The following is a 23,115-nucleotide window of genomic DNA, read 5'->3' as shown; positions in this document are numbered from 1 at the left end:
CGGTCACTCCTCCGGCGCCGGCGGCAGCGCGAACGATAAAGGGATTCCCAGCGCCGATTGGACCAGCGCCGCTTGCCCCATCAGCGGGCGCGGGACCGAGAGGTATTCGGTCGGGCTCAACCCCATGAATTCGCGGAATTCGTGAACGAAATGCGCCTGGTCGAAATAATCGGGGTCGATCAGCGAGACGTAATGCCGCTGATCGTTGATGCGCATCTCGCCGAGCGTCGTGAGGAAGCGCTGGCGGCGCAGCAGCCGCTTCGATCCGAACCCGAACACGCGGCGGCACATCCGCGCGAGCGTGCGCTGCGACACGCCGAGCCGCGCGGCGAACGCTTCGACATCGTGCGGCCGCTCGCGCACGACATGATCGAGCCGGATCGCCCAGTCGGGGTTCGGCGCGGTCTGATCGAGCCGGTCGAGCAGCAGTCGGTCGAAGATCGCCGCCGCCGCTTCGTCGTCGTCGCCCGCCGCGATCAATTCCGCGCGCAACTTGTTGTCGGGCCGACCCATCGCGTCGCCCAAGGGGACGACTCGATTGGCGAGCTGCTCGGCGGGTATTCCGACCAGCCGCTGCCACCCGAGCGGCGTGAGCCCGAACCCGACAGTCTTGCCGCTCGGGCTGGTTACCTTGGCGGCGCGATCGGTCGGCCCGAACAGTGCGGTCTCGAGCGGATGGTTCGGATAATGCGCGCCGAGCCGGACGATCCAGCTCCCGCGCGTGGTGAAGCGGACATTGCCCCATTCGGGGTAGAGAAAATCCTCGAGCGGGTCGAAGCAATCGACGAAATAATAGAAGGTCGCGAAGCTTCGCAGCCGCTCGTCGGGGAGGCGGATGCGCACCGATGTGCCCGCGGCGGCGTTCGCGACCGGCACCTGTTCGCGCTCCATATATTGTCCCCCGCACGGTCGCGGCGACACAATCGCTCCCGCTGCGGCCCGAATTTGCCGCGATCGGGCTGAAAGTCAAAGGGTTATACGCGAGTCATGCGGCGAGGGCAGGACAGTGGGCGGCGGGGCGCGCGTCGCGCAGCGCCGTCAGTCTGCTGATCGTGTTGAGTACTGCGATTCGGTTGCACCACTTCGCGGAAGCGGCGAGTGTCAACAAGACAACACATTTTATTGCGAATGATTTTTAGAAAATATGTTTAACCGATGAACTAATACCGAAGCGGGCCTTATCGCTATTGATCGATAACTTGAGCAGTTGGGTTTCTTCATGGTTTACTGCTCGTTAAGTACCTTAAATCTGGAACTATTATTGTTTTTCTCTATTATCGGCCTCGCCTGATCGGAGAGGACGAATGGCTACGTCTAGTGTAAATCATAACCAAACTTTGGAAGACATCCCGGCGCTGGCCGGGGATCGCCGCGCCGACGAACGCCATCGCACGATCCTTCAGGTGGCGAAGCTTTCAACCGTGCAGGGCGACGAACTGTGCATCCTGCGCAACCTGTCGGCGGGCGGGCTGCGCGCCGAGGTCTATCGCGAGCTTTCGGTCGGCGAGCCGGTTCGCTTCGAACTCAAGACCGGCCGAAGCATGACCGGGTATGTCGCCTGGGTCGACGGAATGTCGATCGGGGTCGAATTCGACCACCGCATTCCGATCGTCCCATATCTCACGCATCAAGTGATTGAGGAACTCGGACGGCGCATCCGTCCGCCACGCGTGCAGGTCCGCGAGCCCGCGCTGCTGCGAGTCGCCGACCGCGAATTCGCGGTCGAGATCGTCGATGCCTCGCAGGCCGGCATGAAGATCCGCACCGACCGCGTGCTGTACGAAGGCGGCGGCTGCCAAGTCGTCGCCGAAGGGCTGGGCACGCGCGGCGTGCTGGTGCGATGGTGCCGCGATGGCGAGGTCGGACTGCAGTTGAAGCAGCCGCTCAGCTTTCGCGATTTCGCGGCGTGGCGGACTCGCGGCGTGCGGCAACACGTCATGCAATAGGCCGATCCCCGCAGACCGGCTGCGCGCTTGACTTCCCCCCCAGGGTACGGGGGCTATAAGCGGCGCATGGCAAACTCGACAAAGCGCGCGATTCTCTATCGCATGGTCATGCCCGCCCATGTCTGTCCGTTCGGCCTCAAGTCGAAATGGCTGCTCGAGCGGCATGGCTATTCGGTCGACGATCATTGGCTGCGGACTCGCGCGGAAACCGACGCATTCAAGGCCGAGCATCGCGTCGAAACCACGCCGCAGACGTTCATCGATGGGCGAAGGATCGGCGGCAATGACGACCTGCGGCGTTTCTTCGGCCGGCATGTGCCGGCCAAGGGCGAGACCAGCTATCGCCCGGTGATCGCGGTGTTCGCGATGGCCGCCGCGATGGCGCTGGCGGCGAGCTTTGCCGCGTACGGCACGCCGTTGACCGTCCGCGCGGGCGAATGGTTCGTGTCGTTCGCGATGTGCCTGCTCGCGATGCTCAAGCTGCAGGATGTCGAGAGCTTCTCGACGATGTTCCTCAATTACGACCTGCTCGCGCGACGCTGGGTGCCGTACGCCTACGTCTATCCGTTCGCTGAGGCGCTGGCGGGCGTGTTGATGGCGGCGGGCGCTTTACGCTGGCTGTCGGTGCCGGTCGCGCTGGTGATCGGCACGATCGGCGCGGTGTCGGTGGTCAAGGCGGTGTATATCGATAAGCGGACGCTCAAATGCGCGTGCGTCGGCGGCGCGACCAACGTTCCGCTCGGGTTCGTGTCGCTAACCGAGAATGTGATGATGGTGGCAATGGCAGTGTGGATGATCGCGCGGTGAAGCGCGCCGCACCGGCGCTGGAGCAATCTGTGCCGGGGATGGCGGACAGCTTGCGCCGGCGTCTGTCGCCCGGCATGTCGGCACATCATCAGGAGTCGCCGATGCGCTGGATCGCCCGAGCCGTTACCCTCGCCTTTGCCGCTGCGCTGTCAGCGTGCGCGGCGCCGCCACCGCCGCAAATGGCCGCCGCGCAGATCTCGGCAGAGGCTCATGCACCGGTCACTATCCTGGTGTCGATCGACGCCTTCCGCCCCGATTATCTCGACCGCGGCGTGACTCCCAACCTGAATGCGCTCGCGGCAAGCGGGATCAGCGCGGCGATGCGGCCGAGCTATCCATCCAAAACCTTCCCCAATCACTGGACGATCGTCACCGGGCTGCGCCCCGACCGCACCGGGATCGTCGCCAACAAGATGCTCGACTCCGCGCGGCCGGGCGAAACCTTCACGATGCAGTCGGACGACCCGTTCTGGTGGAACGCCGCCGAGCCGATCTGGGTCACCGCGGAAAAAGCCGGCATCCGCACCGCGACCGCGTTCTGGCCGGGGTCGAACGTCGCCTGGGGCGGCAGCCGGGCGAAGGATTGGCCCAACGATCTGGTCGGCGGCACGCGGCCCGAGGACTGGACTCAGTTCAACATGGCGATCAGCGACCGCCAGCGGGTCGATATCGTCGTCGACTGGTTGCGGCGACCGGCCGAGACTCGCCCGCGCTTCGTCACGCTCTATTTCGATGAGGTCGACACCGCCGGACACCAATATGGACCGTTCGATCCGCACATCACCGCTGCGGTCGCTTCGGTCGACAAGGCGATCGGCCGGCTGCGCGACCAGGTCGCGGCACTTGGCCAGCCGGTCAATTTCGTGATCGTCGCCGATCACGGCATGGCGGCGATCTCCGCCGACCGCGTGATCGTGCTCGACAGCTTCAGCAACCCCGACGACTATGACGTGGTCGAGGACGGCGTCTACGCCTCGATCAACCCCAAGCCCGGCAAGGAAGCGACCGTCGAAAAGGCGCTGCTCGGGCCACACGGGCCGCACCTCACTTGCTATCGCAAGGGCGACGTCCCCGAACGCTTCCATTACGGCCGCAACCCGCGCGTGCCGGCGATCCTGTGCATGCCCGACACTGGCTGGACCGTCGTCGCGCATACGCCGAAGCACAGGATCGAGGGCGGCGCGCACGGCTACGACAATTTCTCGCCCGACATGCTCGCCTTGTTCATCGCCAGCGGTCCGTCGATCCGGCCGCTCGGTAGAATCGCGACGTTCGACAATGTCGATATCGATCCGCTGCTCCGCGACTTGCTCGGGCTAGCGCCGGGGCAAGGGCTCGACGGCGACGACGCGCCGTTCCGCGCGGCGCTCGCGCGGTGAGCGATCTTCAATATTTAGAGGATATCGTGGTCGGCGCCACGGCGAGCTTCGGCCATTACGTCGTCACGCGCGACGAAGTGATCGCGTTCGCGAGCAAATACGATCCGCAGCCGTTCCACCTGTCCGACGAAGCCGCCGCCGCGACTCATTTCGGGCGGCTGTCGGCGAGCGGCTGGCACACCTGCGCGATGACGATGGCGATGGTCGTCGACAATATGAAGCACCAGCGCCAGGCCGGACTTGGCTCGCCGGGGATCGACGAGCTGCAATGGCGCAAGCCCGTCTATCCGGGCGATACGCTGCGCTGCGAGACCGAAGTGCTTGAAAAGCGCGTGTCGGCGAGCCGCCCCGAAATGGGCATCTTCAAGAGCCGGATGACCGTGCTCAACCAGGACGGAGTCGCGGTGATGACGTTCGTCAGCAACGGCCTGATCCGGACCAGGCCGAGCGCCTGATCCGGCCTCCAGACGGAACGCAGGAAAAGGTCCGATACGGGCACACTAACCTATGTTTTTGGCGCAGACTGATTCACGTCGTCGCGCGGACCGCGGAGCCGATTTATGTCGATGCCATCGTTGGCCAGTAAATGGGTCGCCAACGACTGAGAGCGTTCTCCCCCCTCCCCCCCCCCCCCGGGAGTAGATCTATGCCGAAATTCTTCATGCACCTACGCGACGGCACCGACGAAGTGCTCGACCACGATGGCATCGAAATGCCTTTCGAAAGCGTCGCCCAAGCCGCGCTCAAGGCGGCGCGCGACTGTATCAGCGGCGATGTTCTCGAAGGCCGCGTCGAACTGAAATACCGGATCGACGTTCATGACGAGGACGGCGATATCGTCCACACGCTGCCCTTTTCGAGCGCGGTCGCGATCGTCCCCGGCTGAGAGCCGGACAATGCCTGTAGGCCCCTCTCCGCGGGGAGAGGGGCTTTCGGGTTAGCGCCGTCCGCGACCGCCGCGTCCGCCGCCGCTACGCCCGCGATAGCCATCGCTGCCGCCGCGCGATGGGCCGCGGTCGAACCCACGCCATTCCTCGTTGCGCGCCGATCCCGACCAGCTGCGGCCGCGGTTTTCCCAATAGCGCCGCTGGCTGTCGTTCCAGCGGATCGGGCGGCGGCTGCGGTCGTAGACGTAATAGCCGCTGCCGGGATAATAATAGCCGTTATACCAGCCGTAATAGGGCGCTCCGTAAGCGCCGTCATAGAAATCGCTGTAATAGCCGCCGCCGCCGTAACCGACCGCGACGCCGCCGCCATAGCCGTCGTCGACGCACGCAGTGAGCGCCATCAGCGACGCGGCGCCAAGCGCAATCATGCGAAGTTTCATCGTCCATCTCCTACCGGGACCAGCGGCAAGGCGCGCCGCCACGCCATACGAAACGAGCCCGCGTCGCGGTCGTTCCGTCTTCTCCCCTCCCGCTTGCGGGAGGGGCTGGGGGTTGGGCATGTCTGGATGGGGGGCCGGGATCTCGGCCCGCCTCTAACCCCTCCCGCAAGCGGGAGGGGAAAGTATCAATGCTTCACGTCGCGCCAGATGTTGCGGTACGCGCCGAACGCGAGGAAGCTGGAGATCAGCAAGAAGATCACCGCCGCGAAGCCGGCAGTGTGCCGAGTCTCGAGCTTGGGATCCGCAGTCCACACCAGGAACGCGGCCACATCCTTCGCCATCTGGTCGACGGTCGGGCGGGTGCCGTCCATATACTGCACCTGGCCCTCGGTCTTGAGCGGCGGCGGCATCGCGATGTTGAGGTTGGCGAAATAGGGATTCGAATAGAGCCCCTTCGGCGTCTTGATGTCGGGGAATTCCTTGAGCATCGCCGCCGATTGCGGGCGGTATCCGGTGATCAGCGAATAGACGTAATCCGCCCCGCCGTGCCGCGCGCGGGTGATGTAGCTGAGGTCGGGCGGGATCGCGTTATTGTTCGCAGCGCGCGCCGCGATGTCGTTGGCGAACGGCATCGGGAAGTGGTCGGCGGGCGTGCCCTTGCGAGTCGCGGGCTCGCCGGTGTCGGGGTTGATCGACGGGATATTGTCATACCCCTGTGCGATCGCCTTCACCTGGCCTTCGCTATAGCCGAGCCCTTCGAGGTCGCGGAACGCGACGAAGCGCAGCGAGTGGCAGTTCGAGCAGACTTCCTTGTACACCTGGAAGCCGCGCTGCAGCTGCTGCTTGTCGAACTTGCCGAACACCCCGTCGGAGCGCAGCCCGGCGCTGCGCGGATGGAGGTGGAACTCCGTCTCCGCGCTCTTGGGCGCACCCGTCATCGTCTTGGGCGTCGGATCGGTGACCACCCCCTGGATCGTCCAGAACAAAGCCCAGGCGACCACCGCCGCAAAGGCTGCGCCGATCAGGAATGCAATGCCGCGAACCATGTCTATTCAGTCCCCTATCGTTCGCTCAATGCGCCAGCGCGGTTTCGGCGGGGCTGGTGCCGCCATGCCCGGCGAGCACCGCCTCGGTGATCGAATTGGGCAGCGGCACCGGCCGCTCGCTGCGGGCGATCAGCGGCAGGATCACCAGGAAGTGCAGGAAGTAGTAGGCCGTGCAGATCTGCGCCGCGATGATGTAGATCGGATCGGCCGGCGAGCCGCCGCAATAGCCCAGCACGAGCACGTCGGCGACCAGCACCCAGAACGCTATCCGTGCTTTGGGCCGGTAATTGTTCGACCGGATCGGCGACGAATCGAGCCACGGCAGGAAGAACAGCAACAGGATCGACCCGAACATCGCCAGCACGCCCCACAGCTTGGCCGGGATGATGAAGTCCGACGTGAACGATCGCAGGATCGCGTAGAAAGGCCAGAAATACCATTCGGGCACGATGTGCGGCGGCGTCTGCAGCGGGTTGGCCGGAATGAAATTGTCGGGGTGCCCGAGATAGTCCGGCAGGAAAAAGATCAGCACCGAGAACACTGCCAGGAACAGTAGCAGCCCGACCCCGTCCTTTGCGGTGTAATACGGGTGGAACGGCACCGTGTCCTGCTCGCTCTTGACGTCGACCCCGGTGGGATTGCCCGACCCCGGAATGTGCAGCGCCCAGATGTGCAGGATGATCACGCCGGCGATCACGAACGGCAGCAGGTAATGGAGCGAGAAGAACCGGTTGAGCGTGGCGTCGTCGGGGGCATAGCCGCCGAGCAGCCACACGCGGATGTTCTCGCCGACCACGGGTATCGCCGAGAAGAAGCCGGTGATCACCTGCGCCCCCCAGAAGCTCATCTGCCCCCAGGGCAGGACATAGCCCATGAACGCGGTCGCCATGATCAGCAGGAAGATGACGACGCCGAGCAGCCACACCATCTCGCGCGGCGCCTTGTACGACCCGTAATAGAGCCCGCGGAAGATGTGGATATAGACCACCGCGAGGAACATCGACGCGCCGTTGGCGTGCGCCGCGCGCAGGAACCAACCGGCGTTGACGTCGCGCACGATCGTGCCGTTGACCGAATCGAACGCGCCGGCGGCCGACGAATGGAAATGCATCGCGAGCACGATGCCGGTGACGATCTGGATCGCCAGCGCGGCGCCCGCGAGCACGCCGAAGTTCCAGAAATAATTGAGGTTGCGCGGCACCGGATAGCCCGCGCCGACCGCGTTATAGGCCAATCGCGGCAACGGCAGCTTCTCGTCCAGCCAGCGCATCAGCGGCTGCTTGGGTTCATACTGCCTGGCCCAGGGGAAACTCATTTCTCTCTACCCCCTCAACCGACCGTCACGGACGTCGGCGACGTGAATGTGTAATCGGGAACGGCGAGGTTCTTGGGCGCCGGCCCCTGGCGGATGCGCGCGGCGGTGTCGTATTGCGAGCCGTGGCACGGGCAGAAATAGCCGCCATATTTGCCGCGATTGTCGCCCTCGTTGATCCCGAGCGGGATGCAGCCGAGATGGGTGCACACGCCCAGCGTGATCAGCCAGTTCTTGTGGCCTTCCTTGGTGCGCTGCTCGAGCGTCTGCGGGTCGCGCAACGACGACACCGGCACCGCATCGGCCTCCGCGATTTCCTTGGGCGTCAGGTTGCGGACGAACAGCGGCTGCTTGCGGAACGTGGTGATGACGCCCTGGCCCGGCTGAATCTTCGACAGGTCGACCACGGTGGTCGATTCGGCGAGCACGTCGGCCGACGGGTTCATCTGGTTGATCAGCGGCAGCAAAACCGCGACGCCGCCGCCGACCGCGGGGAACGCGACCGCGGCGATGTTCAGGAAGTCGCGACGGCGCGGATCGTGGCCAGTCTCGGGCGTGGTGCCCAGCGGTACAGCATCGTCAACGGTCGCCATTCAGCCAAAGCCCTTGCACTTCTAAATCCGTTGGCGAACGTTTGAGGACGGCGTTTGGAGCCGCGCCCGCCATTGCGCCTCCGTCCCCACGGAAGCTCGCGGGCCTGATAGACACGGGCACCGCGCTTTGCCAACGGGTTTTTATGCTATCGAGTGCATGGACCCCGACCGCGAGTGCGGGAGGCGCGTCGCCAACCCGAGAAAGGGGAACTGTGGGGATACTGATCCTTATCGCCGCAGCCGCAGCAATTGGGGCTTACAATTATTATCTCGGCTATGAATGGAGCCGGCTCGACCACAATCCATGGGCTGGCAAGTTTTTGGGTGGTAACTTTTCCGGCCCGACACCGGGATGGAATCCGGGCGCGAAGAGCGTCGATGAGATTCGTCGGTATGGCCGTGAAATGATGACCGTCGTGCCGATCGTCACCGTCGTTATGGTAGCCATATTCGCGTTGATCGCGTTCGCCGGCGGATAGGTTCGATGCGCATCGCCCTCTACCAACCCGATATCGCCGGGAATGTCGGCACGATCCTGCGGCTCGCGGCGTGCCTGGGCGTCGGGGTCGACCTGATCGAGCCGATGGGGTTCGCGTTTGGCGATCGTGCGATGGCGCGCGCCGGGATGGATTATGCCGGGCAGGCGGAGGTGGCGCGGCATGCGGATTGGGATGCATTCGATGCGCAACGGGCGGGCCGGCTGGTGCTGCTGACGACCAAGGGCGCGGTGCCATTGCCCCAGGCGCGCTTCGCCGCCGACGATGTGCTGCTGCTCGGCAGCGAAGGCGCAGGCGTGTCCGACACGGTCCATGACCGCGCCGACCTGCGCATCGCGATTCCGATGCGGCGTGGGTTTCGATCCTTGAACGTCGCGGTCGCAGCGGCGATGGCGCTCGGCGAAGCGCTGCGGCAAATTGACGGATGGCCCGGATGATCGAACTCGACCCCGAACAGCAGACCGCGCGCGACTGGTTCGAGGAATTGCGCGACCGAATCTGCGGCGAATTCGAATCGATCGAGGCCGAGGCCGGCTCCGACACGCGGTTCGATTTCATCGCCTGGGACCGCACCGATCCCTCGGGCGAGCCGGGCGGCGGCGGGGTGCGCGGGGTGATGAAGGGTCGCGTGTTCGAGAAGGTCGGGGTCAACGTCTCGACCGTCGGCGGCACGTTCGAGGGCGATTTCGCCAAGACCATCCACGGCGCCGGCGACAATCCCAAATTCTTCGCGACGGGCATCAGCCTGGTCGCGCACATGGCTAATCCGCACGTCCCTGCGGTGCACATGAATTGCCGTTTCCTGGCGACCACCAAGCGCTGGTTCGGCGGCGGCGCCGACCTCAACCCGCCGCTGCCGATCGCGCAGGACACCGACGATTTCCACGCGGCGATGCGCGCGGCGTGCGACGCGCACGACCCGGCCTATCATCCCAGGTTCAAGGCGTGGGCGGACGACTATTTCTACATCCCCCACCGCCAGGTCCATCGCGGCGTCGGCGGCATCTTCTTCGATCACCTGGAGGGTGATTTCGCGAGCGACCTGGCGTTCGTCGAGGATGTCGGGCGCGCGTTCCTCGAGGTTTTCCCGCGGATCGTGCGGCGGCGGATGGCGATGCCGTTCACCGAGGTCGAGGTGCAAGCGATGCGCGAATGGCGCGGGCGCTACGCCGAATTCAACCTGGTCTACGACCGCGGCACGCTGTTCGGATTGAAGACCGGCGGCAATATCGACGCGATTCTGATGAGCCTGCCGCCGGTCGCTAGCTGGAGCTGAGCCGCCGCCACACCGCAACCTGGATCAGCGCGGTCGCGGTTGCGGCGAGCGCGATGGCGCCCGCGACGAACGTATCGGCGATCAGCCGTGCCACCGGGTTGGGTCCGTTCTTCACCAGCCACTGATCGAGCGCGAGGAACGGTATCTGGATCAGATACTGCGCGATGATCACGCTCAGCGTGACGCTGGCAAGCACCAGCATGTTGCCGCGAGTCATCGTGAAGCTTCGGCCGATCGCCACCGCCGCGCCGATCGGCCGAGCGGCGAGTATCGCCGGCGTGATCAACAGCATCCGCGCCATCACCAGCGCCAGCAGCGGCACCATCACGAACGGCAATGGCAGCAGCAGGAAGGCGAGCACGCCCATCGGCACTTGCCAAATCAGCATCGCCAGCACGAATCGCGGCAACAGGCGAAGCGACGTCAGCAATGCCTCCCCGACCAGCGCACGGCGCGCGGCGAGATAGATCGCAACCAGCGCCAGCGCACCGAACCATTCGACCAGCGCGTCGCCGATCACCGGTAGCGCGTAATGCTGCATCCAGTCGCTCACCGCGGCGGCCAAGGCCCGAAACGCGGGGTCGTCGGGATTGGACGAGGTCACCTTCGACATGTCCGGAAATTCGGGCACCAGCAGCGACAGCCCGAGCCGTGGCAGGAACACGAACATTCCCGCCGCCGCGGTCAAGATCGACCAATCCGCGCGCCACAAGCCCCAAGCGTCGGCGTAGATGGTCGTAGCGCGGAGCCTCACGCCTTGGCGGCGCCGTCGCGCGCCTTCGTCGCGGCGCGGTAGAGCTTGGCGAAGAAGCTGGCGGTGACCAGCACGTAGGCCATCGTGACCAGCCCACTCAGCAAGGCGACGACGATCGCGACCAATCCGAAGGGTTGCGTGTTGCCGAGAAACAGCCCGAGCACACCGCCGATCGCGCTCTTCACCGCGGCAGACGCGACCAGATAGACGATCACGAACAGCAGCCAAACGCCGAACATTTTCCACGCCATGCCGTTGCTGAGCATGAATGCGCGGCGGAGCGCGCCGACCCCCAGCTTCTCGGCGACGACGACCGGATAGAGGAGCAAGGTCACGCGGACCGTGACGATCAGCGCCACCACCGCCAACGCGATGGCATAGATCGCGACGAACGCCGCCGCGCCGCCCGACAAGCTCGACAGCGCGGCCTGATCGCCCCGGCGAAGCGCACCGATATCGATCCCGCTTGCGGCCAGCGTCGCGCCGATCGGCAGCGACAGGAGCGCCAGCCCGACCAGCAGCACCAGCATCGCCAAGATCGCGCGCAGATAATTGGCCGATGCCGCGGCGATCGCTCGGTCGCGCCCAGCCTCGGGATCGATCGCCAGCGCGGTGATCGCAAGCTGACCCCAGATCGACACCAACGCACAAACCAGCGCAGTCGCGGCCACGACGATCGGTGCGATCCCGCCATTCGCCGCCCCGCCGATCAGCGCCGCGACCGATTGCGGCACGAACACCGCCAGCGCAGCGATCGGCCACAGCGCCGCCGCATTGTCGCTGAGGAACTCGGTGGTCCGGTCCCAGACGTTCCCCATATTGACCATGTTACCCTCCCGAGCGGCCGTGCCGCCCATCCTTAAAGTTGCGGGAATCGCAAAGCCATCGCAAAGTATCGCGCGTGAACCCCTCCGACATTCCCGACGACCTCGAATGGCGCGTTTCGCCGAGCCTCGTCCCTTACGCGGACAGCCTCGCCGAGATGGAGGCGCGCGCGATCGCGGTCGGGACGGGGGAAGCGCGAGAGCTGGTGTGGCTGCTCGAACATCCGCCGGTCTATACCGCGGGAACCAGCGCCGACCCCGCCGAGCTGATCGACGCGCGATTCCCCGTGTTCGATGCCGGGCGCGGCGGGCGTTATACCTATCACGGGCCGGGGCAGCGGGTCGGATATCTGGTGCTCGACCTCGACAAGCGCGGCCGCGACGTGCGGTGCTTCGTCCATGCGCTCGAGAATTGGCTGATCGCGACGCTCGGCGATTTCGGGATCGCGGCGCGCGCCGAATCGGGCCGCGTGGGCATCTGGACCGGGCACGGCGCGGGCGAAGCCAAGATCGGGGCGATCGGCGTGCGGGTGAAGCGCTGGGTCACGCTCCACGGCTTTTCGGTGAACCTCGACCCCGATTTGTCGCATTTCGGCGGCATCGTTCCTTGCGGGCTGCCCGACTTCGCGGTGACGAGCGCAGCGGCGCTCGGGACGCCGATCGGTCCACGCGAATTCGACGCCGCACTGGCCGAGCGCTGTCCCGCTTTCCTGGCCGCGCTGCGCTGTGCAAGAAAACCGGCTTGAGCAAAGCGGCATAACCGACTAATGTCCACGCCGGTTTGGGTATTAAGGCCGTAAAAGCCGACCAAATCCTTTATCTAGGGAGCTTCCAAATGCGTTCTTTCATCTCGAAGGCCGTCACCGGCACCATGATCGCCGGCGCCGCGCTGGCGCTGGCCGCTTGCGCCAAGACCGACACGACCAACACCGTCACCGACATGAACACCATGACGGAGACCACCAACGACACCATGACCGCGCCTGATGCCGGCATGATGAACGACACGACGCCGATGGCGAACGACACGATGTCGACGAGCAACACCATGACCACCACCAACACGACCGGCAACGCGATGTAATTGCCTGGTCGTTCGTCCCTTCGGGGACGAATGGTCGTTTCGAGGGGCCGTCCGCTTGCCGGGCGGCCCCTTTCGATTCCGGAGGTGATTCGAGCGATGCATAGCGATCCGGGCAAAAGCACTTGGGCATCGCGGCAAATCGCCGTAGGTATCCGCCGACCGGGGGCGGGAAGGGATGATATGAAGATCGTGCGTATCCTGGCGAGCGCGCTGCTCGCCGCCGGCTTGTTCGCCGGGCTATTCGCCGGCCCCACGGCATCGGCGCAGTTTTTCCTCAAATCGTATGACTTTCGCGGGAGCCCGGTGGCCGGCACCGAGCCCGAGCTCGGCATGCCGATGCCCGGAGCGACCCCCGCCGAGATTCGCGCTGGATTGGTGTGGAATCTGCGCGCGGCGCTCAATGTCGCCGCTCTGCAGTGCGATTTCGAGCCGACGTTGATGACGGTCGATCACTACAATGCGATGATCAGGGACCATAAGGACGAGCTCAAGGGCGCGCTCGACACGCTCAACGCCTATTTCGTCCGCACCGCCAAGACCAAGGCAGCCGGGCAGACCGCGTTCGACCGATTCGGCACGCGCACCTATTCGGCGTTCGCCACCGTGGCGGCGCAATACGGATTCTGCCAGACTGCGAGCAAGGTCGGCACCGAGGCGATCTTTGCGCCGCGCGGCGAGCTCGGCAACGTCGCGGTCAATTACATGCGCGAGCTGCGCAACAGCCTGGTGCCGTGGGGCGAGCAGCAATTCCCGCGCGCATTCGCCTCTCGCACCTATATGTATTTGCCCGATTTCCAGCCCAGTTGCTGGCGCAAGGGCGTGTATAACGAGCGCTATTGCGGGTCCGACGCCAAGAAAAAGAGGCGCTAGCGCCTAGCGCAGCCCCAATCGTTTGTGCGCCTGCAGCGTCAGGCGCCAGCGCGGGCGCTCCATGACAAAGGCGATTGCCGCGGCCTCGGTCGCGGCGTTGCCAGCGGCATCGCCGGTATCGAGCGGTTGGACGAGCAGGTTCGCGAAATCCCAGCGCTCCATCGCCGCGACATCGCTCCCAGGCTGCGGCCAGACCAATTTGAGTTCGTCGCCCGAGGTCTGGACGACCTTGCTTCCCGCCTTGGGGCTGATGCACACCCAGTCGATCGCCGGGTGCGCGGGGAGCGTGCCGTTGCTTTCGATCGCAATCACGAAGCCGTGGGCGTGGAGCGCGTCGAGCAAGGCATTGTCGACCTGGAGCATCGGCTCGCCCCCGGTCAGCACGCAAAAGCGCTCGTCGCGAGCTTCTCCCCACAATCGCGCCGCCGTCGCCGCCAAGCTGGCCGCATCGGCGAACTTGCCCCCGCCCTCACCGTCGGTGCCGACGAAATCGGTGTCGCAGAACCGGCAGATCGCGGCCCCGCGATCCTGATCGCGCCCCGACCATAGGTTGCACCCGGCGAAGCGGATGAACACCGCGCGGCGGCCGGCATTGACGCCTTCGCCCTGGAGCGTGAGGAATATTTCCTTGACGGCGTAGGTCATGTCGCGGCGGCGTACCGGGTCGGGTCGGCGATCCCGGTTTCCTCGAATCCCTTAGCGCGCAGCCGGCAAGAGTCGCACAGCCCGCAATGCAGACCGCCCGGCGCGGGGTCGTAGCACGACCAGCTCATGCCGAGATCGAGCCCGAGCCGAGTCCCCTCGCGCACGATATCGGCCTTGGTCATGAGCTGGAGCGGGGCGTGGATACGGAAAGCGTTGCCTTCCACACCCGCCTTGGTCGCGAGCGCGGCCATCTCCTCGAACGCGGCGACGAATTCGGGCCGGCAATCGGGATAGCCCGAATAATCGAGCGCGTTGACCCCGATCACCATGTCGCGCGCGCCCGCCGCCTCGGCCCAGCCGAGCGACAGGCTCAGGAAAATCGTGTTGCGCGCCGGCACGTAGGTCACCGGGATGTCGTCACCCACGCCAGCCTTAGGCACGTCGATGTCCGCGGTCAGCGCCGACCCGCCGAACGCACGCAGATCGAGCGGCAGCACGACGTGGCGTTCGGCACCGAGCAGGTGAGCGATTCGCCGCGCGGCGGCCAATTCGATCTGGTGGCGCTGATTGTAGTCGATCGACAGCGCGAGCAGGCGATAGCCGTCCGCGCGCATCGCTGCGGCCGCCACCATCGAATCGAGGCCGCCCGATATCAGGGCGACCGCCAGCGGTGCAGAATTGTCCATGATCGGCCGCTCGCTAGGCGCTTGGCTGCCTCATCGCAACCCGCCACGGCCAAGCCGCTCTTGCCACAAAAGAAAACGGGCCGTCCTTGCGAACGGCCCAGTCTGGACGCTTCCAAGCGTCAACCAGGGAGGAAAGCGTGCTCGAAGGCACGATCTCCTTATAAAGCGGCAACCATAAACGCCGGCTTAACGCGCCGGCGAGGCACACGGGCCGAGGAAACGGCCTTCATAACTGGCGTCGAACGGCTGGCCTCCCGGACTGGTGCCCTGCGCGTCGAGGCGGATCAGGTCGGGCTGCTGCACCGTGATCGTCGTCCGGCCATAGCCGCGGGGCCCGCAATTATATTGGACCGTGACGTGGTCCGGCGCATCCTCGACGGTGAAGCGCTCGCACGCCGGACCCGGATGGTTGAACTGGATCATCTGGATCGGCTCGGACACGCACAGCACGCGGCCACTGGCAGTGCCGATCTCCTTGAACTGCCAGCGCCCGCGCTGCAGCCCGTGGAGCGCGGCATAGGGGATCGCCGCCGACGCGACGGCGCCGAGCAGTCCCGCGGCCAAGCCGGCAATGACGAGTCGTTTCGATTGAGACACGATACCCCCTTCCCACCACATTGTGGCTACGCCGGGGCGGCGCTTCAAGCAGCGGCGGCGGGCACGGGGAAGGATTGCGCGCAGAACGCGCAGCCGACCTGGATCATGCCGTCTTCGTCGGCCATTTCGGCGCGATCCTCCGGCGTGAACTTGGCGAGCACGCTGGCGATATAGTCGGCGTCACAGCGGCAGCCCTTGTGGAGCGACGTGCGCGCGAGCACGCGAACTTCGTCCTCTTCGTTGAACAGCCGCCAGATCAATGTCTCGAGCGAGAGGTCGCGGTTGGTCAGTTCGTCCGCGCCGAGCGTCCGGCCGAGGATCGCGACATGCTCCCATTCGGGGTGGTCGAGCCGCGTATGCAGTCGCTCGCGCCCGTCCTCGCCCTCGGGCAAATGCTGGAGGAACAGCCCGCCCGCGACGTGGCGTCCCTTCGCGTCGCGCGCCACGCCGAAATGGATCAGCGTCGGGATCTGCTCGGACTGGACGAAATAGCTCTCCGCCGCTTGCGCCAGCGTCTCGCCGTCGAGCGGGACGATCCCCTGATAGCGCTCGTTGGTGTTGGCGAGATCGAAGGTGATCGCGAGATACCCTTCGCCGAACAAGGCGAACAGGCTCGGCTCCTCCGGCGCTTCGGCGAGCTTGTCGGCATCGTACTGGACGTAGCCGCGCAGTTCGCCGCCGCGATAATCGCACACCAGCAAGGTGACCACGCCGTTCTGCGTCTGCGCCTGGAGCGTGAGCTGCCCCGACGGGTCCTTGAGCGTCGAGCCGATCAGCGCGGTCAAGGTCAGCGCCTCGGCCAGCAATGCCTCGATCGCCGGCGGGTAAGCATGCGCGTCGAGGATCGTGTCGAGCACCGGCCCCAACCGCACCAGCCGCCCGCGCGCATGCCGCCCGGGAATGGTGAAGCCAAGCGCTTCGTCGATGTCGGTAATGGCGGGGGAGGTCATGGCCGCCAGAGATAGGCGCTGGCCTTCGCGAAACAACTCAACCGATCTGCCCGAAGCACCAGCGCAGGATCGATTTCTGCGCGTGGAGCCGGTTTTCCGCTTCCTGCCAGATCAGCGACTGCGGGCCGTCGATCACCTCCGCGGTCACTTCCTCTCCGCGGTGCGCGGGGAGGCAATGGAGGAACGCCGCATCCGATTTCGCCCCCGCCATCAGATCGCGAGTCACCTGGAACGGCATCATCGCCGCCAGCTTGGTCTCGGCATGGTCCTGGCCCATCGAGATCCAGGTGTCGGTGACGATCACGTCGGCGCCCTCGACCGCCTCGCGCGCGGTGCCGACGACCTTCGCGCGGCCCCGGCCCAGCGCGACGTCCTCGTCCGACGGCATGAACCCTTGCGGGCACGCCGCGACGACGTCGAAATGCATCAGCCCGCCCGCTTCCATCAATGACGCCAGCACGTTGTTGCCGTCGCCGAGCCACGCCACCTTGAGCTCCGGCAGCGAGCGCCCGCTCTCGACGATGGTCTGGAGGTCGGCGACTATCTGGCACGGGTGCGAATAATCGGTCAGTCCGTTGATCACCGGCACCGATGCGTGCTCGGCCATCTCAACGATCTTGGCATGGTCGTCGGTGCGGATCATGATCGCATCGACGAACCCCGACAGAACGCGCGCGGTGTCGGCGACGCTCTCGCCGCGGCCGAGCTGCATCTGGCCGGCTTCCATCACGATCGACTGCCCGCCCAACTGGCGGATCGCCATGTCGAAACTGACACGCGTGCGGGTCGAGTTCTTTTCGAAGATCATCGCCAGCACGCGCCCGCTGAGCGGCGCGTCGGCATCGGGCTTGCCCTTCGGCCAGCCTTGACGCGCCGCCTTGCGGTCGAGCGCATCGGCCAGCATCGCCGCGATCCCGTCGGCGCCGGCGTCGGACAGGTTGAGGAAGTGGCGCATCATAAATCCTCCCCGTAAACGGGGAGGTGGCGCGCGAAGCGCGACGGAGGGGGGCTTCCGCAAGCGCACCGCTCGCGGCCCGCCCCCTCCACCATCGCTTTGCGATGGTCCCCCTCCCCGTGAACGGGGAGGATTTCGCCGCCCCTAATCATCGCTGCGCCCGGCAAAACTCCGCGCGCCGTCGCTCAGGCGCTCGATGCATCCGGCGATATGCTCTTCCTCGATGATCAGCGGCGGCAGCACGCGGAACACGTTCTCGCCCGCCGCGACCGTCAGCAGCCCGTGATTGTCGCGCAGGTGCGCCACGAACTCGCGGCTCACCGCGGGCTCCTTCATCTTGATCCCGAGCATCAACCCCTTGCCGCGGATTTCCTCGAACAGATGATCGTGGTTGGGGATCAGTTGCTCGAACGCCTGGCGCAGCCGGTCGCCCATCTTCTGGACGTGCTCGAGGAACCCCGGCTCGGTCATCACGTCGAGCACCGCCTCGCCCGCCGCCATCGCCAGCGGGTTGCCGCCATAGGTCGATCCGTGCGTGCCGAACACCATGCCCTTGGCGGCTTCCTCGGTCGCAAGGCAGGCGCCGAGCGGGAAGCCGCCGCCAATCCCCTTCGCCACCGTCATGATATCGGGCGTGATGCCGTAATGTTCGTACGCCCACATCTTGCCGGTGCGGCCGTATCCGCACTGGATCTCGTCCAAAATGAGCAGCAAGCCGTGCTCGTCGCACGCCTTGCGCAGGCCCTTGATGAATTCGGGCGTGCCCGCGGTCATCCCGCCCTCGCCCTGCACCGTCTCGACCAGGAACCCTGCGGTCTCGCCGTCGATCGCGGCGAGTGCGCCTTCCAGATCGTTGAACTTCACATAGTCGAACCCGGGCAGCAGCGGCTCGAACCCGTCGCGCATCTTGGCCTGATCGGTCGCCGAGATCGCGCCGAGCGTGCGCCCGTGGAACGCGTTCTTGAAGGTGATGAGGTTGTGCCGCTCGGGGTTGCCGTTGACGTAGTGATAGCGGCGCGCGGTCTTGATCGCGCACTCGATCGCCTCGACGCCGGAATTGGTGAAAAACACCGTGTCGGCAAAGCTCATGTCGACGATGCGCTGCGCCAGGCTCTCGCCCTGCGGACTGCCGTACAGGTTCGACACGTGCATCAAGGTCGCAGCCTGGTCGGCGATCGCCTTGACCAATTTGGGGTGGCCGTGGCCGAGCGCGTTGACCGCGATCCCGGCGGCGAAGTCGAGATATTTCTCGCCACGCTCGCCATAGAGGTAGACCCCCTCGCCTCGCACCGGCCGCACATCGCACCGCGGATAAACGGGCATGAGCGGGGTGATGGTCACGGGGGCGGCTCCCTTCAACGAAAAAAGCGACCCGCGCTGGGGTCGCCGGAGCGGACATTTACTTGGTGGAGCCGGGGAGCGTCAACACCATCGCAAACAGAGGGGATCGGACGGTCAATCGTCGCCCCAGCGCCAGCGCCAGCCGCCCTTGGTGTGCTGCGCGCAAATCACCGTCAGCGCCAATGTGGCGAGGACGATGATCGCCACCCAGAGGATCCAGTGGCGCGGTAGAAGCGTAAAACCGGCAATCGTAAGAACCCCGATATAGCCGACCAATACTGCCCAGCCTTGCCACGCAATGGGATTGCCGGCGCCGTAGCCGAACCGCTTGGGCGCGAACCAGTCGTCGTCGCTCACGTCCGTTGCCCTTTGCCTGCGACCGCCGTCGCGACCGCATCGACCACGCCTGGCGCAATCGGCCGGGCGGGATCGGCATAGCTCGCAGCATTGGCCGCGCGGTCGCCCATCGGCACGACCTTGAGCACGTGGTTCACCCCCGGCAGCACGACCAGCCTGGCCTTGGGCTGTGCCGCGGCAAGCAATTTGGCGTCGTCGAGCGAGACCTGGATGTCGTTGTCGCCCTGGACGATCACCACCGGCACGCGCGCGGTGGCGGCGAGCTTGGCGGGGTCGAACTTGAACTCGGCAATCATGTAGCGCTGCACCGCTTCGGGGAAGATCATCGGCAGCGGCGCGGGGAGGGTCGCGGGATCGGTGGTGCGGCCGGCATCGATACCGTCGAGCATCGCCAGCGCTTGCGGCAATATCGGCGCGTTGGCCGGGTTGGCGCGCAATTGCTCGCGCATGATCACGCCGAGCGGCCGTCCGGGTGCCGACACCAGGATCACGCCGCAGATCCCGCTCGAATCCTGCGCGGCTTCGAGCGCGACCAACCCGCCTTCGCTATGCCCGACCAGCCACGCGCATTTCGCGCCGGCGCGTTTCGCCGCGAACTTCGCCCAGGCGCGCGCATCGGCGGCATAGGCTTCGATCGTCGCGGCATTGGCGTCGGCCGCGGCGCGGCTGGCGAACATGCCGCGCTTGTCGATCCGGACGCTGGCGATGCCTCGCCCGGCGAGCGCCTCCGCCAGCAGCTTGTAGGGTTGCGCCTTGAGGCCCATCGGGCTGTTGCCGTCGCGGTCAGCCGGGCCGGAGCCGGGGATGATCACCACCACCGGCCCGTTGCCGTCGCCCGACGCCGGCGCCTGGTAGGTGCCGGCGAGCGGCCCCTGCGGACCGGGAATCGTCACCTCGTCTCCCGACGCGGCGGCGAGCGCCATCATCATTGCGATCGCAATCATTGCTCATCCCCTTGTTTGGGCGGCCGGCCGCGTTTGGCGCGCACCGGCTCCGCCAGTTTCACCCCGCGCCGCCCGAGCGCCTCGCGCAGCAGGCATTCGACCTGGGCGTTGACGCTCCTCAGATCGCTCGCCGCGGCACGCTCGATCGCGGCGTACAAGCCGGGATCGAGGCGCAGCGGAAACGCCTTCTTAGGAGGAGCGCCCATCGTCCGACGCTATTGGTAGAGCGAGCCCGCATTGACGATCGGCTGGGTGTCGCGTTCGCCGCACAGCACCACCATCAGGTTCGAGACCATCGCCGCGCGACGCTCGTCGTCGAGCTCGACCACGCCCTTCTCGGAAAGCTGCGTGAGCGCCATCTGGACCATGCCAACCGCGCCCTCGACCAAAGTCTGGCGCGCCGCCACGACCGCTTGCGCCTGTTGCCGCCGCAGCATCGCCCCCGCGATTTCCTGCGCATAGGCAAGATGCGTGAAGCCGCACTCATCGACGGTGATCCCCGCCATCGTCAGCCGCGCGATCAGTTCCTGGCGAAGCTCGCCGCCGACCTGGTCGTGGTTGCCGCGCAGCGTCACTTCCTGATGCTCGAAATCGTCGTACGGATAGCGCGAGCCGATCGTGCGCACCGCGGCTTCGATCTGGACGAGCACAAACGTCTTGTAATTGTCGACGTCGAACAGAGCTTGCGCCGTGTCGGTCACGCGCCACACCACTTGCGCCGCGATTTCGATCGGGTTGCCGCGCAGATCGTTGACCTTGATCTTGTCCGAAATGATGTTGTTGGCGCGGACCGACAGCTTCTTCTTGCCGTACCACGGCACCACCCAGCGCAACCCGGTGGTGCGGTCGGTGCCCTTGTAGCTGCCGAACAAGGTGATCGCCGCCGCCTGGTTGGGCTGGAGCATGTAGAATCCGATCACGACGAACGCGAAGACGAGCGATCCCGCCAGCAGCAGCGGCACGCCGAGCGTCGGATTGGCGTCGATCTGAGTGGCGCCAAAGATCGCGACGATAATCGCGGCCAACAGCACGACGAGCATCAGATAGCCGCTCGAAGTCGAGGCCGGCCGTTCGGTCGACAGCGTCAGCGCGGTATTGCGATCAATAGGCGAAGCTTGCGTGGCCATGGAGCCCTCCCGTTATTATGATATCACTTTTATATCGGGATTGAACGAGTCGCAAGCGCTATTTTGGCGGCCGGGTTTCCGCATCGTCCTTGCCGTCCGCCGCTTGATCGAACCCGCGCAGCCGTTGCTCCGCGCGGTCGCCTTCGTTCTTGCCGGTCTGGTCATGGAGCAGGACGATTTGGGTCGGGAACGGCAGGTCGATCCCGCCGGTGCGGAACGCCTGGAGGATCGCCTCGACCACCTTGGCGCGGATGTGGACGACCTTGCTCTGCGTCGAATCGGTCCACCAGCGCGCGCGGACCAGCACGTCGCCGTCGCGAAACTCGATCGGAATGGCTTCGGGCGCCGGGTCGTCGATCACCCCTTCGACCTTGCGGATCGCTTCCACGATGAACCGCGCGGCATTGCCGAGATCGTCGTTGTAACCGATGCCGAGGTCGAGCTGAGTGCGGCGAATCGCGAAGGCATTGTTGACCGTCACCGGCGACGTATAGATGTCGGCATTGGGGATGATCACCCGTCGGCCATCATAGGTCTTGATCAATGTCGCGCGGCTTTGGATGTGCTCGACCGTACCCTCGTAATCCTTGACCACGATCTGGTCGCCGCGGCGAAACGGGCGGTTGATCAGCAACAGCACCCCGGCGAACAGGTTCTGCAAGATATCCTTGAACGCGAACCCGGCCGCGACCGACCCCACCCCGAGCGCCGACAGGATATCGCCGGGCTTGACGCTGGGGAATACGATCACGGCGGCGATCATCACCGCGAAAATCATCAGCGCGCCGAATACGATCGACCCAATGATCGTGCCGAGGTCGTGACGGTCGCGGCGCATCGCGAGGCGGCGGACCAGCACCGCGACGCCTCGCGCCGCCCAATAAGCGAGGAACAGGAAGATCAGCGCCGCGACGATGCTGGGCAGCGCCCTGATCGCGCTGTTCCACCAGATGTGCATCGTCGCGGTCGCGGTGGAGACCGGGTCGAGCACCGGCGGCTGCTTGACCGGAGTCAACGCGACCGGCGCGGCAGTGTTCTGAAGCCACATTGCGCGAACGAACGCGGGTGCGGAGGCAGCGGTTCCTTGCTCTTCCTCCCCTCCCGCTTGCGGGAGGGGTCGGGGGTGGGCCTGTCATCAGCGCCACCCCGTAGGACATGCCCACCCTAACCCCTCCCCGCAGGCGGGAGGGGAATAATTCCAGTTACTGCAGAACGATGGTCACCGCGCGCCTGTTCTGCGCCCAGCTTGCCTCGTCCGAACCCAGCGCGATCGGGCGTTCCTTGCCGTAGCTGATCGTGGTGATCCGCGACGGGTCGATACCCCGGGCGGCGAGGTAGTTCTTGGCCGCGTTGGCGCGGCGATCGCCGAGCGCGAGATTGTATTCGCGCGTGCCGCGTTCGTCGCAATGCCCCTCGATCGTAATCCGGCGGTTGGGCCATTTGGCCAGCCACGCCGCCTGCGTGTCGAGGATCGCGCGCGATTGCGGATCGATGTCGTACTGGTCGAGCGCGAAGTGGATCGTGTCGCTCATCACCGATCGCTGGAAGTCCTGCGGGCTACCCGGCTCGATCGCGCCAGCACTCCCGGTCTGGTCGTTGGTCGGCGGCGCGACGTCGCCCGCCGCCGGCGGCAGCACCTTTGGCCGCTTGTGCGCGCACGCGGTGGTCGCCGCGAGCGCGGCGAGCAGGATCAGCTTGGTGGTAGTGCGTGCCATTGTCGGTACTCCTTCTTTGGCGTTCTTACAGAACCGTTCGCCCTGAGCTTGTCGAAGGGCGCAAACTCCAGGTGCTTCGACGA

Annotated in this window: 30 protein-coding genes; 11 read left to right on the top strand and 19 right to left on the bottom strand. The window is 65.6% G+C overall.

Annotated elements, in window-relative coordinates; genetic code table 11:
- Positions 1–3: 3 nt before the first annotated feature.
- A complete protein-coding gene (locus VH326_RS00405) occupies positions 4–891 on the bottom strand; it encodes a helix-turn-helix domain-containing protein (RefSeq protein WP_329629815.1) in 888 nt (295 codons plus the stop codon).
- Between the two features lie 413 nt (positions 892–1,304).
- Here VH326_RS00405 and VH326_RS00400 point away from each other — a divergent pair, with 413 nt between their 5' ends.
- The 5 genes from VH326_RS00400 (at position 1,305) to VH326_RS00380 (ending at position 5,018) form a co-directional block, all read left to right on the top strand.
- A complete protein-coding gene (locus tag VH326_RS00400; RefSeq protein ID WP_329629814.1) occupies positions 1,305–1,946 on the top strand; it encodes a PilZ domain-containing protein in 642 nt (213 codons plus the stop codon).
- 66 nt (positions 1,947–2,012) lie between these two features.
- The gene (locus VH326_RS00395) at positions 2,013–2,753 is read left to right on the top strand and encodes a MauE/DoxX family redox-associated membrane protein (protein ID WP_329629813.1); all 741 of its coding nucleotides are present in this window, start codon (positions 2,013–2,015) and stop codon (positions 2,751–2,753) included.
- 101 nt (positions 2,754–2,854) lie between these two features.
- On the top strand, positions 2,855–4,132 hold the full coding sequence (locus tag VH326_RS00390; protein WP_329629812.1) for an ectonucleotide pyrophosphatase/phosphodiesterase: 1,278 nt from the start codon (positions 2,855–2,857) through the stop codon (positions 4,130–4,132).
- Complete coding sequence (locus VH326_RS00385) at positions 4,129–4,587, top strand: MaoC family dehydratase (RefSeq protein ID WP_329629811.1); 459 nt, start codon at positions 4,129–4,131, stop codon at positions 4,585–4,587. The genes VH326_RS00390 and VH326_RS00385 overlap by 4 nt, the downstream gene beginning before the upstream one ends.
- 191 nt (positions 4,588–4,778) lie before the next feature.
- A complete protein-coding gene (locus VH326_RS00380; RefSeq protein WP_329629810.1) occupies positions 4,779–5,018 on the top strand; it encodes a DUF6894 family protein in 240 nt (79 codons plus the stop codon).
- A 51-nt stretch (positions 5,019–5,069) separates the two neighbouring features.
- On the opposite strand, the gene VH326_RS00375 is transcribed toward VH326_RS00380, so the two are convergent.
- The 4 genes from VH326_RS00375 to petA form a co-directional block, all read right to left on the bottom strand.
- Complete coding sequence (locus tag VH326_RS00375) at positions 5,070–5,459, bottom strand: hypothetical protein (protein ID WP_329629809.1); 390 nt, start codon at positions 5,457–5,459, stop codon at positions 5,070–5,072.
- A gap of 185 nt (positions 5,460–5,644) precedes the next feature.
- Positions 5,645–6,505, bottom strand: coding sequence for a cytochrome c1 (locus VH326_RS00370; RefSeq protein WP_329629808.1), 861 nt, complete (start codon positions 6,503–6,505; stop codon positions 5,645–5,647).
- Positions 6,506–6,530: 25 nt separating this feature from the next.
- Positions 6,531–7,820 (bottom strand): cytochrome b, encoded by a 1,290-nt coding sequence (locus VH326_RS00365; protein ID WP_329629807.1) that lies wholly within the window; start codon positions 7,818–7,820, stop codon positions 6,531–6,533.
- Positions 7,821–7,834: 14 nt separating this feature from the next.
- The gene (petA, locus tag VH326_RS00360) at positions 7,835–8,410 is read right to left on the bottom strand and encodes a ubiquinol-cytochrome c reductase iron-sulfur subunit (protein WP_329629806.1); all 576 of its coding nucleotides are present in this window, start codon (positions 8,408–8,410) and stop codon (positions 7,835–7,837) included.
- A 212-nt stretch (positions 8,411–8,622) separates the two neighbouring features.
- Here petA and VH326_RS00355 point away from each other — a divergent pair, with 212 nt between their 5' ends.
- From VH326_RS00355 to hemF, 3 genes are read left to right on the top strand one after another with little or no spacing between them, the layout of a single operon-like run.
- Entirely contained in the window at positions 8,623–8,889 is a 267-nt protein-coding gene (locus VH326_RS00355; RefSeq protein ID WP_329629805.1) for a hypothetical protein, read from the top strand.
- A gap of 5 nt (positions 8,890–8,894) precedes the next feature.
- The gene (locus tag VH326_RS00350) at positions 8,895–9,344 is read left to right on the top strand and encodes a tRNA (cytidine(34)-2'-O)-methyltransferase (RefSeq protein WP_329629804.1); all 450 of its coding nucleotides are present in this window, start codon (positions 8,895–8,897) and stop codon (positions 9,342–9,344) included.
- Positions 9,341–10,183 (top strand): oxygen-dependent coproporphyrinogen oxidase, encoded by an 843-nt coding sequence (gene hemF / locus VH326_RS00345; protein WP_329629803.1) that lies wholly within the window; start codon positions 9,341–9,343, stop codon positions 10,181–10,183. Before VH326_RS00350 ends, hemF begins: the two co-directional genes overlap by 4 nt.
- Here hemF and VH326_RS00340 read toward each other — a convergent pair.
- Positions 10,170–10,937: a hypothetical protein gene (locus tag VH326_RS00340; protein WP_329629802.1), complete on the bottom strand. Its 768-nt coding sequence runs from the start codon at positions 10,935–10,937 to the stop codon at positions 10,170–10,172. The genes hemF and VH326_RS00340 overlap by 14 nt on opposite strands.
- Positions 10,934–11,764, bottom strand: a complete 831-nt coding sequence (locus VH326_RS00335) for a hypothetical protein (protein WP_329629801.1) — start codon at positions 11,762–11,764, stop codon at positions 10,934–10,936. The genes VH326_RS00340 and VH326_RS00335 overlap by 4 nt, the downstream gene beginning before the upstream one ends.
- Positions 11,765–11,838: 74 nt before the next feature.
- Between VH326_RS00335 and lipB the strand changes: the two genes are divergently transcribed.
- The 3 genes from lipB (at position 11,839) to VH326_RS00320 (ending at position 13,715) form a co-directional block, all read left to right on the top strand.
- Complete coding sequence (gene lipB / locus VH326_RS00330) at positions 11,839–12,507, top strand: lipoyl(octanoyl) transferase LipB (protein WP_329629800.1); 669 nt, start codon at positions 11,839–11,841, stop codon at positions 12,505–12,507.
- An 89-nt stretch (positions 12,508–12,596) separates the two neighbouring features.
- Positions 12,597–12,845, top strand: a complete 249-nt coding sequence (locus VH326_RS00325; protein WP_329629799.1) for a hypothetical protein — start codon at positions 12,597–12,599, stop codon at positions 12,843–12,845.
- 180 nt (positions 12,846–13,025) lie between these two features.
- Complete coding sequence (locus VH326_RS00320) at positions 13,026–13,715, top strand: hypothetical protein (protein ID WP_329629798.1); 690 nt, start codon at positions 13,026–13,028, stop codon at positions 13,713–13,715.
- Positions 13,716–13,718: 3 nt separating this feature from the next.
- Here VH326_RS00320 and queE read toward each other — a convergent pair whose 3' ends face one another.
- From queE to pal, 12 genes are all read right to left on the bottom strand, one after another.
- Positions 13,719–14,360: a 7-carboxy-7-deazaguanine synthase gene (queE, locus tag VH326_RS00315; protein ID WP_329629797.1), complete on the bottom strand. Its 642-nt coding sequence runs from the start codon at positions 14,358–14,360 to the stop codon at positions 13,719–13,721.
- A complete protein-coding gene (gene queC, locus VH326_RS00310; RefSeq protein WP_329629796.1) occupies positions 14,357–15,046 on the bottom strand; it encodes a 7-cyano-7-deazaguanine synthase QueC in 690 nt (229 codons plus the stop codon). The genes queE and queC overlap by 4 nt, the downstream gene beginning before the upstream one ends.
- 186 nt (positions 15,047–15,232) lie before the next feature.
- Positions 15,233–15,643: a hypothetical protein gene (locus VH326_RS00305; RefSeq protein WP_329629795.1), complete on the bottom strand. Its 411-nt coding sequence runs from the start codon at positions 15,641–15,643 to the stop codon at positions 15,233–15,235.
- Positions 15,644–15,687: 44 nt separating this feature from the next.
- Positions 15,688–16,593 (bottom strand): Hsp33 family molecular chaperone HslO, encoded by a 906-nt coding sequence (locus VH326_RS00300; protein ID WP_329629794.1) that lies wholly within the window; start codon positions 16,591–16,593, stop codon positions 15,688–15,690.
- Positions 16,594–16,630: 37 nt separating this feature from the next.
- Positions 16,631–17,548 carry an ornithine carbamoyltransferase gene (gene argF, locus VH326_RS00295; protein ID WP_329629793.1) on the bottom strand — a complete coding sequence of 306 codons (918 nt, stop codon included), beginning with the start codon at positions 17,546–17,548 and terminating at the stop codon, positions 16,631–16,633.
- A 144-nt stretch (positions 17,549–17,692) separates the two neighbouring features.
- Complete coding sequence (locus VH326_RS00290; protein WP_329629792.1) at positions 17,693–18,889, bottom strand: aspartate aminotransferase family protein; 1,197 nt, start codon at positions 18,887–18,889, stop codon at positions 17,693–17,695.
- 114 nt (positions 18,890–19,003) lie between these two features.
- Positions 19,004–19,246 (bottom strand): hypothetical protein, encoded by a 243-nt coding sequence (locus VH326_RS00285; RefSeq protein ID WP_329629791.1) that lies wholly within the window; start codon positions 19,244–19,246, stop codon positions 19,004–19,006.
- Entirely contained in the window at positions 19,243–20,190 is a 948-nt protein-coding gene (locus tag VH326_RS00280) for an alpha/beta hydrolase (protein ID WP_329629790.1), read from the bottom strand. The genes VH326_RS00285 and VH326_RS00280 overlap by 4 nt, the downstream gene beginning before the upstream one ends.
- The gene (locus VH326_RS00275; protein WP_329629789.1) at positions 20,187–20,396 is read right to left on the bottom strand and encodes a toxin-antitoxin system HicB family antitoxin; all 210 of its coding nucleotides are present in this window, start codon (positions 20,394–20,396) and stop codon (positions 20,187–20,189) included. The genes VH326_RS00280 and VH326_RS00275 overlap by 4 nt, the downstream gene beginning before the upstream one ends.
- Positions 20,397–20,405: 9 nt before the next feature.
- Positions 20,406–21,317, bottom strand: a complete 912-nt coding sequence (locus VH326_RS00270) for an SPFH domain-containing protein (protein ID WP_329629788.1) — start codon at positions 21,315–21,317, stop codon at positions 20,406–20,408.
- Between the two features lie 58 nt (positions 21,318–21,375).
- The gene (locus VH326_RS00265) at positions 21,376–22,365 is read right to left on the bottom strand and encodes a mechanosensitive ion channel family protein (RefSeq protein ID WP_329629787.1); all 990 of its coding nucleotides are present in this window, start codon (positions 22,363–22,365) and stop codon (positions 21,376–21,378) included.
- Positions 22,366–22,519: 154 nt separating this feature from the next.
- Entirely contained in the window at positions 22,520–23,032 is a 513-nt protein-coding gene (gene pal / locus VH326_RS00260) for a peptidoglycan-associated lipoprotein Pal (RefSeq protein ID WP_329629786.1), read from the bottom strand.
- Positions 23,033–23,115 lie beyond the last annotated feature (83 nt).

Source organism: Sphingomonas sp. (assembly GCF_036269755.1).
Classification (GTDB): Bacteria; Pseudomonadota; Alphaproteobacteria; order Sphingomonadales; family Sphingomonadaceae; genus Sphingomonas.
The sequence above is the reverse complement of the archived record's forward strand: the minus strand, read 5'-3'. Positions and strand labels throughout refer to the sequence as shown.